General features: G+C 41.1%; 2 tRNA genes. Both read left to right on the top strand.

The features are described from left to right. The first annotated feature begins 87 nt into the window (after positions 1–87). Positions 88–164, top strand: a tRNA-Ile gene (locus C3007_RS11405). 23 nt (positions 165–187) lie between these two features. Next, positions 188–263 (top strand) — tRNA-Ala (locus C3007_RS11400). The last annotated feature ends 304 nt before the right edge of the window (positions 264–567 follow it).

Raw genomic sequence — 567 nt, 5'->3', positions numbered from 1 at the left:
CAAGACGGAATAGATGAGTGCTCACACAGATTGTGATGATTGATGTTAGACAATGAATAGCAAATGAAGAATAACCCGAATCCTTGAGGGTCTGTAGCTCAGGTGGTTAGAGCGCACCCCTGATAAGGGTGAGGTCGGTGGTTCAAGTCCACTCAGACCCACCACTCAAGTGATGCGGAGAATGATTGGGGATATAGCTCAGCTGGGAGAGCGCCTGCCTTGCACGCAGGAGGTCAGCGGTTCGATCCCGCTTATCTCCACCAAATCATTAGTAAGTTCTTTTAAATTAATTACCTTAACTTCCTTAAACATCGAAACCTAGTTTAGGAAATAGAATGAAAGGGAAGTAGAAAGAATTTAGTAATGATAAGACGTAAGCGTCATATCTAATTTGCTCTTTAACAATGTAAAAACAAGCTGAAAACTGAAGAGACTTTCAAGCTAATGAGGGAGTGGTGATAGTGATAGAGCCATTTTCTTATTAAATTGAAGAAGTCTGAGTAAAAGAAAGACTTACTTGAACAAAAGCAAGTAAGCGTTCTCAACGAGAGAACAACTTCGGGAAAG

It is taken from the genome of Avibacterium gallinarum, from assembly GCF_002921135.1.
GTDB classification, from domain to species: Bacteria; Pseudomonadota; Gammaproteobacteria; order Enterobacterales; family Pasteurellaceae; genus Avibacterium; species Avibacterium gallinarum.
This window is presented reverse-complemented; position numbering and strand designations above follow the sequence as displayed.